This is a genomic window from Flavobacteriales bacterium (genome assembly GCA_019694795.1).
Taxonomy (GTDB): Bacteria; Bacteroidota; Bacteroidia; order Flavobacteriales_D; family UBA2798; genus UBA2798.
Map to the genome: position 1 here is coordinate 1 of JAIBBF010000082.1, position 8,722 is coordinate 8,722.

The window sequence follows — 8,722 nt, forward strand, 5'->3', positions numbered from 1 at the left end:
TGCAGGAATTAAACCGGATTTGTCCCGATAAACTGAAAGTCCCAAGCGGATCTGAAATTAAACTTCAGTATCAGGCTGATGGATCCTATCCCATCCTTGCCGTTCGGTTGCAGGAATGTTTTGGTTTAAGTGATACCCCAACAGTTAACCAAGGGAAAAAAGAAGTGCTTATGCATTTATTGTCGCCCGGATATAAACCGGTACAAATTACCAGAGACCTTCGTTCGTTTTGGAACAACACGTATCAGGAAATCAGAAAAGAATTGAGGATTCGGTATCCAAGGCACTCCTGGCCGGAAGATCCATGGACAGCCGAGGCTATTCGGGGGGCAAAAAAAAGGAATCAATCATAAGTTGTTTACCCTATTTTTAGGTGATTTTGTATCTAAACGACATAGAATGCATTATGTCTTTGTATTTTCATTCAGAAATCTCTTTTTATGGTTATGAATAGCATAAAACAAGTGTATCGACTAACATTACTAATGTTATCTGCACTGCAATTATCTACTGGATTTGCACAAAACAATAATAGTGACTCCATCCCTTCTGTCCATGGAATAAGGATTGAAAAAAACAAAGTTTATCCAACCTATACAATAGAAAATCAATCTGCAAAAGCCAGTCGTGAATTGATTAAGGCTAGCATTTTTATTAGTCCATACGAAAAAAAAGAATTACTTCGGATAGATGGACATTGGTATCAAGAAGATGAAAAAATTCCCGGGAATTGGAGATCATTAGATACCACCACTCTAAAAAGTTACCTCGGCATGTATGCTCAGTTGGAAAAAACTTCCATTCTGGGAAAATATTTAGTTCACTCCTCATACAGCGCAGAGGAAAGTGCTGCATTCCCAATTCAAGTAATCACTCCTGAAGGTGATATTTTGGATTCGTTGGATCTAAATGGAAATCCCGTTTATCCACCCAATTACCCCTCAGAGAAAAAGTTTTTTATTTATCATCTGAGTAAAAAAAAGCTACTGAATGTCCCCGATAATTTTTCCTATTACAGAGTATGCGGTAAACAATTGCTATGTTATCGCTCAGAAAGCCGATTAAATGATCAATTACGTTTTAGCTTAATTGATCCGGAGAAAGAGGAAGTTGTTTTTGCTGACAAAAAAATAACCGATTTCATGCGTGATCCTTCCTTGTTGCAAAAGATTCCTGGAATGGAGGACGCCGTAATCCTGGATACGAATGTACAGTGTCTATTTACTGACTATTGCGAATCGGCCATCATCAGAAAAAAAGATAAAGTAGGTGTGTTTAATTTTTTAAGCTGGGAATGGAAAGCCGAACCCATTTACGATTTTCTATATGAAATCGATTATGATCATATTTTGGCCGTAAAAAACAAAAAAGCAGGGATGATCAATTCATTCTTTGAAGAAATAATGCCCTTTGACTACGATAGTTTGCATTTAATGTCTTCTTCCCGTTTAGAAAACAATCATTGGCTTGCTCAAACGAATAAAGGGAATTTAACCTATTTATTCAGCAATAAAAGATGGAAAAAAAGTCCATATAATTTACCCGACTATACCTACGGAAAAAAGGAAGAAATGTTTGTACGCATTGTCAACAATCAAATTTACCTGCAACGTTACCGCGAAAAAATATATGACCCCGTTCCTGATGGATTTAACCTGGTGGAGGAAAATGGAACGGCCTATATGCTGGATCCGGATGAAATTCGTTTTAATGTTTCATTTACACCTGAGATTTCGAAAAGTTTAGTTTATGATATGAATACCGGAAGAATCAGACTTCATTCTTTGAATCAAAATTCCATTATGCAGTATAAGGGGAAAATCCTATTATATAAAAGCACCGAGAAGAAAGACACTTTGTTTACGCTTGTTGAACAAGACGGACTTCAAAACAATTATCCGGAAGCCAATCAGAATTTTTGGGGAAAGTTGTTGAACGAAAACATTCTCGGAATAAACCTTATCACTCCGGAGACTTACCTGATTAAAACAAATTCAGGAACTGGAATTTTCTCTTTAAAGCAGGGCAGATGGCTTATTGAAAATCTATATGACACCATTTTCTTTTACCCCAATACAAATTTGCTTTTCCCCATCAAAAACAATTTAGCCGGTGCATTCTTATTGAACGGCGAAAAAATTGCAGATGTAGCTTATACAAGTTTCAAAACTTCGCAGGATGGAAGATATATTATTGTAAACAACAGTTTTGCTTTTGAAAACAGTTCAATGCTTACACATGCTGCATTAATAAATTTGACTTCAGTAAGCATCAATCAGGATGAAAACTTTTCCCCGGGAAATGATTTTTTCAGTTTGAGCGTCATTGGTAAAACCTGGTTTTTTAATCATGGCTTTCAAATAAAGTGGCCCTTTGTGTATTACGACGAGTTTGGTGAAATCTATGAAATAGAAAACATTGCTGACTATCAAAAAATCACCCATTCTACTATCAGCTCGCAGCTACATATATGGATGAACTCAGAAGAAATAAAAAAACCGGAGCTCTTTCGAATTGATGTTGCAGGCGATTATATCATAAACACCGATGTAAACGGCAAACAAAATCTTTATGATAAAAATCTAAATCTCTTATCAGAAGACATCTACCGCTATGCCATGTACTCCATTCCGGGCTTCATGCTAGTGCAAAAGAAAAAACCGGCAGCATATGTATACGATAACATGGAGCTGGCAGAAGACATCTATGTGGAAGAAGAATATTCGATGTTTACCATCCCCGAATCTCAGCTATACTTTAATGGTAAACCCTATCAGTTACCTGATGAATTCCTGCCGGTATATGCCCTCTATGGAAATTGGTTGTTAGGATATAAAATTGAAAATGAAAACGGCGTAAAATCAGTAAAACTAAAAGCATTCTTTATCGATCATGAGGGGAAATCAAAAATCACTGCAACGTTACATCATTTCAGAGATGAACTTTATTCTACGGAAGATCAACAATGCATCAGTGTTCCTTGGAGTATCGACAGTAACCGGGTGGAATATATCAACATGCAAAAGGGGACCATTACCAAAAAAGAATTGGAATATAATGTTCCTCAATTAACCACTTATTATAAAAACGGATCCAGCTATATATACCCCTTCTTTTATATCGAAGGCAATGATCGTATGGAAGTGTTTCATTTAAACGGTGAAAAAATTGCTGACTACTCACGAGACTCTTCGTACATCAAACATATGAGCGATCAAAGTCTAATGGTGTATTCCCCGCAACAATCCATTTTATTTTCTGCCAATGCCCCGGAAATCATTATTAACGGAAAACAACACTTCGAAAAAATAGAAAATCAGATTTTCATCACAGAAAACAACGGAGGTGTTTTTAGTTTAAAAGATTTAAACGGGACTGAAAAATTAAGAATCAATCCCATACCAGAAGGCACGTATTCCATTATTCCATCCGAAGAAGCAGACGATGAATGGATGGTTAGAAATAATTCCAATTTCTCTTATTACATCTTGCATTATAATAACGGAAAATGGACATCCAACGGAATACTGGTCGACTCATCCTCCGTTTTAAGTTTAAATGGATTAATGTACCGTATACAATACAGTAAAAACACAACCTTACTCTGTTCTCCATACGATGAAGTATTATTTAAAATTCCATTCATCGCTGAATTTAATACCATACCTAATTTCGATGATTATCTCTTATATAGGTTAAAAGGATCGGCAAACAATTATTCCGTTTACCATTGTTACAATAAACAATCCTTACTCTGGGAATGGCCTGCTCAAAGCTGGCAATTAAACTATGAAAATGACCCGGAATTAAACGCGGTATTTGTTGGTAGTCCAAAGGGAACAAGCAGCGAAATTCTGCGTGTTAAAGAGAAAAATTCACAACTGGAAATAAATAAAGAAGCTATTCCCTTTACATTGTATGATAATGGCGTGCTTTATAATTCATTTTTAGGTTATTGCAACGATAAAAAATGTCTTGTTGAATTTGATCTTAATGGTAAAATCATAGAACAACTTAACTATTCAAAATCAATCGTCAACCCGGAAGAAAACCTGATGCTGGTAGAAAGAGCTTCCGATAAAAAAACGATTGTCATTAGAAATTCAGATATAAAATTTCAGGAAGCTGATTTCGAACTGCCGGATTCGGCCGCTTATATTTCACGCTACGATTCCGGTGCAATAATAATAGTTAAGAATGGCAAAACAGGTGTTTTTGATTTGGTGACCGGACTTTACGCTAAACCCCTGTTTAATCAAATTTCATATCCGATATTAGCCTCAGGATTTGCATTGGCAGATGATAAACTGCTTGACTTAAAAACAGGAAACACTTTTTTGGGAAAAGCATATAGCAACTTCAGCATTGTTCAGGATAGTTTCCTGTTCTGTAAAAAACAAAATGAGGGATTCGTAAAGTTTGATCTATTACGTGATCCGCAATTTAATCTGGTAAATGAAACACACGTTCCCTATTATCCGGTTTCTCTTGTTCATCCGGAATTCAATGAATTAGCTTTTGCGGAAGACAGCAGCGGGAAAATCGGAGTGGCAAATCTTAAGCAGAACAAATGGCTGGTTAAAGCAGAGAACACGAATCTTCAAAATATCTATCATGCTTCTTTCATTGGTTATGCCGGTGAAACTTCAGATAAATATGTGATTTACGATCAACAAGGGAACAAAATGTTCGGGGGACAATCCTTCGATATGATCACAACCGAATCGGACGATTACAATAACGAACTGTACTTTGTAATCAAGAAAAATGAAAAATACAGCTTAACTGATAAAAAAGGAAAAACGCTGATTCCATTCAGTGATAAATCACCATCTCTTTTTAATTATTCTCCTTTATGTCTGTGCTATAAAATGGTAAACGTTAAGGGGCAAGATCTTGACTTTTACGAAATAAGAAACATCAAAACGGGAGAAGTTCTCTTTCCATTTCAACAATTAACCATTGAACTGGTAACCGACGATCCTGATAACCACAAAGCAAAAATCACCAATTCAAAAGGAGAGGAGTTTTTAATTGATTTAAAAAATCCGAAGGGAGTTAAAAAACAATAAGGATTACAAACCTAAAAGCTGCATTACATAGCGCGTACTAAACCAATCCTTATCCACCGAAAACAAACCGGTTTTACCTCCCTGTAAAGGACCATTTCCCGGATCAATGGGTAATACATGTCCCAGATCTTTCATGTATATGCAGGAAATCAAGGTGTCCTTTTCCTTCAGGTAAAACTCCCTGTGCAATTCGATTTTTCCATAACGAACGGTATCCTTTAAAGAAGAAGAATATTCGATTTGCTGCAGTGCAGAAAATTGAGTGCTTAGTTCATAGGAATACTGAATATTGACCACCTTATCCTTTTCACCATGAAGGATAACTAATTTTGGCCATGGACCATGATATTCCGGATTAATCTGCTGAATCTTTTGGCGCCATTCGTCAGTTGTAAAATGGTGTTTTTGTCCCAAATCCCGCAAACTTACCGAACCAACATATGGACCACCTGCGCTAATAGCAGCAGCGCGAACATCCATCGGGTAATTGGCTGCATAAGCTACCGACATAAATGCTCCGGCTGAAAGTCCGTGAAAATAAACCTGACGCGGATTAATTTTTCTATAACTAAAAACATAGTTGATCATGTTTTTAATCGATAGCAATTCACCTTTATCTTTTTGATTATCGGAATCGAGAAACCAGTTAAAACAACGGGTGGTATTATTGAGTAGTTTTTGTTCCGGACACAACACATAAAAGCCTTTTTCTTTAGCCAGTTTATCCCAGCCACTTTCATAAAGAATGGTAGTTGCATCCTGATTGCATCCATGGAGCAGAACTAATAAAGGACGATCAATTGTATCACCTTTAGGAATTGGATCAAATAAAAAAGCTTTAAGATTTCCGGGATTATCTCCGAAATTTTTTATCTCCTGTAATTGTCCATGGCTAGTGGAACATACCAGAACTAAAACAACAGCTAAAATCCAATTCTGCATTAATCACCAAATTCGGTTTGTTCAAAAAAGGCAATCAGAGAGTCCATGTAACTTTCATCCCAACCCTGCGCAAAATCTTTATAATCATCTGCGGGAATATTGGTGTGACGAAGCTCGAGTGATGTGCCGCGTTTATCCGGATGTAATTTGATGGTTACTATGGAAGGTTCTCCTTCTTCACCAAAATACCATTGCTGAACAATCTTTTTGCCCTCTTCAAATTCAATGTTTTTGCCAACAATGCTTCCTTCCCAAAGAGAAAATTCCGAACCGGGTTCGGTCGACATTTCCGCTTTTTCACCGGTCCATATTTCAAGGGTAAATGGATTGGTTAATGCATTGTAAACATCCTCGGGCGATGCCGGAATGATGTAGTATTTTTTAAAGTCAGGCATGATATTTTTTTATATAAAAACGATAAGGTAAAGAAGCAAAACGAGGATCTATTTTACGGGTTAAATTAAAGCGCTCGGAAAACTGAATTTCTTCGGCGGGAAAATCGGTCCATTCCATTTTAAGATTTTTAGCCAGGTCGTTATTGCATAACCGCAGCAACTGTTCTTTGGTGTCCCACGGACCATCCGAAACTTCGCCTTTACCTTCCACGGGAATGATGCCGCGAATCAAAATCGCTCTAAATCGCGTTGGCTCTCCAAAGGTAAACTCCATTCCGGGTCCATGCAAAAACCAATGTCCCGCTTTACTCTGTATATCTCCTGCTTTTTTTCCTTCTGCACCAAAGGTGAAAGGATCAAAATGACCTTCCTGTGAAATATACAATTCAGCATCCGTAATTCTGAATTTGTTCTTAAAACAGACCAATTGCGAATGATTTAAAACGAGATCGGCTAACTGAAATAAAAACGAATCTTCGGGAATGCCCTTTCCATACTTGGCAACCAACGGAACCTCGCGGCACAAATCCAGATAATGTTGAATAGCATCCATTCCTCAAAAATAAGAAAAGCAACGTCCAAGCCCTACATAAATGAAAAGTATTTAACTATTTTTGAATTATGTCGAACTATTGGATTGGCCTTTTTCTCCTGCTGCAAAATATTGCTGTTGCTCAATTCAATTTTCACTATTCCATTACGGAAGAAGATGGTCTCCCCAGTTCAGAAGTTTACCAGATTATTCAGGACCAGAAAGGTTATATGTGGATCGGATGCGATGGGGGTTTGTTCCGGTATGATGGCGCCCGCTTTAAACCCTACCGTACCGAAAAACAAAACAGCAATAGCTTGTCCAGTTTGTTCATCGACAACTCCGGGAATTTGTGGTGCAAAAATTTTTCGGGGCAAATCCTTTGCCTTAAAACCGATACACTACACCTAATTTCAGATTTCTCTTCCGACAAAGAAATTTATATAACATGTTATGACGGAGAAAACGGATTCTGGAAAATGACCAGCTTTAGATTGCAGCATTATGATTCATTGGGAAAAATAATACTCGACATTCCAATGGAACAAAATGAAAACAATCCTGTCTACGGATCAGAAATGATTAAATGGAGAGATCGCTTATGGGTTGATATTCCAAGAACAGGTCTTTGGGATATTAATCCTTCCGAAAAAAAAATTCAAAAAGTGAAGGGAGATTCCAGTGCCACCCTTAGCTATAAAGAGCATAGACTGTTCGTTTGGAAAGAAAAATTATATCTTCTAAGAAGTGAAGTACTGCCTAGCATCGAAAACCGGATTTACGAAATCAACCCGGACAACGGTGAAATGAAACAGGTATACCGCTTTATTAATCCCACCCAGGTAAGGAATTACATGTTTTATGAGGACAATGAACATCGCTTATGGACCGCCACTTCAGTTGGTTCTTTTTGCTTGTACGATATCGTTGTATTTACATATCCATTCCATACCTGTTTTTTTGGAACTAAAATCACCTCGGTGATAAGAGACCGCGAAGGAAATTTCTGGTTTACGGGACTCAACTCAGGCATACATGTAATACCTGATTTACGGATTACACGACCTCATTTGGAGGACAATTATAAAAGCGATAAGGAATTGCGTCTGGTTAAAAAGCTATCCTCCGGAAAAATATTGTTTGGAGCCTATTATGGTACGGTGGGAATTGCATATCCGGAAAAAAACATGATTGAATCATTGGATGAAATCAATAACATTTCCGGAATAACCGTAAAAGATGCGGAAGAATACAAAGGCAAAATATATATTTCAAGAGGACGACTTTTTATTTATGATACGTTGACAAAAAAAGCTGGATTCCCATTAAATTATTCAAATGCCAGAAGTCTTACCATTTTAAACGATACCATGTTTATGGTTAGTCCAACCCATTTTACAAAGGTCAGCATCAACGATCTGAAAGAAGGTGAGGAGTTTCCGGGAAGTCACATTTTAGAGTTAGGCGGAAGAGATTTGATACACGATGACAAAGGTGTTTATTGCGCATTAAACAATGGATTAATTTATTATTTCAACGGTTCAACTAACTATTTAGTTGATGAAAACAAGCAAGAAATTTTTACGGGACATTTATGCAAAGCAAACGGATATGTCTGGTGTGCAAGTGGCGACGATGGAATAATTCAATTAAAAGATGGCCGCTTTGTATCCAGAAAATACCGGGATGTATTTAATGCATCCAACACCATCCGCTCCATGTACGGAGAAAACCAGGAAATCTGGATTTCGACCGGTAGCTATTTGTACCGTTACGATTTA

The 8,722-nt window shown here is 37.2% G+C and carries 6 protein-coding genes; 3 read left to right on the top strand and 3 right to left on the bottom strand.

All coding sequences use genetic code 11. The features are described 5' to 3' along the window. Positions 1-353: hypothetical protein (locus tag K1X56_14070; protein MBX7095844.1), on the top strand; the 353-nt coding region annotated here is incomplete at its 5' end. Between the two features lie 93 nt (positions 354-446). Further along, positions 447-5,072: a hypothetical protein gene (locus K1X56_14075; protein ID MBX7095845.1), complete on the top strand. Its 4,626-nt coding sequence runs from the start codon at positions 447-449 to the stop codon at positions 5,070-5,072. Positions 5,073-5,075: 3 nt separating this feature from the next. On the opposite strand, the gene K1X56_14080 is transcribed toward K1X56_14075, so the two are convergent. Genes K1X56_14080 through K1X56_14090 form a run of 3 tightly spaced genes read right to left on the bottom strand, consistent with a single transcriptional unit; the run spans position 5,076 to position 6,962 of the window. Continuing rightward, positions 5,076-6,014 (bottom strand): PHB depolymerase family esterase, encoded by a 939-nt coding sequence (locus tag K1X56_14080; GenBank protein ID MBX7095846.1) that lies wholly within the window; start codon positions 6,012-6,014, stop codon positions 5,076-5,078. Continuing rightward, the gene (locus tag K1X56_14085) at positions 6,014-6,409 is read right to left on the bottom strand and encodes an SRPBCC domain-containing protein (protein MBX7095847.1); all 396 of its coding nucleotides are present in this window, start codon (positions 6,407-6,409) and stop codon (positions 6,014-6,016) included. Before K1X56_14085 ends, K1X56_14080 begins: the two co-directional genes overlap by 1 nt. Next, on the bottom strand, positions 6,402-6,962 hold the full coding sequence (locus tag K1X56_14090) for a hypothetical protein (protein MBX7095848.1): 561 nt from the start codon (positions 6,960-6,962) through the stop codon (positions 6,402-6,404). The genes K1X56_14085 and K1X56_14090 overlap by 8 nt, the downstream gene beginning before the upstream one ends. Before the next feature lie 68 nt (positions 6,963-7,030). Here K1X56_14090 and K1X56_14095 point away from each other — a divergent pair. After that, a partial coding sequence (locus K1X56_14095; GenBank protein MBX7095849.1) for a hypothetical protein occupies positions 7,031-8,722 on the top strand: 1,692 nt, incomplete at its 3' end.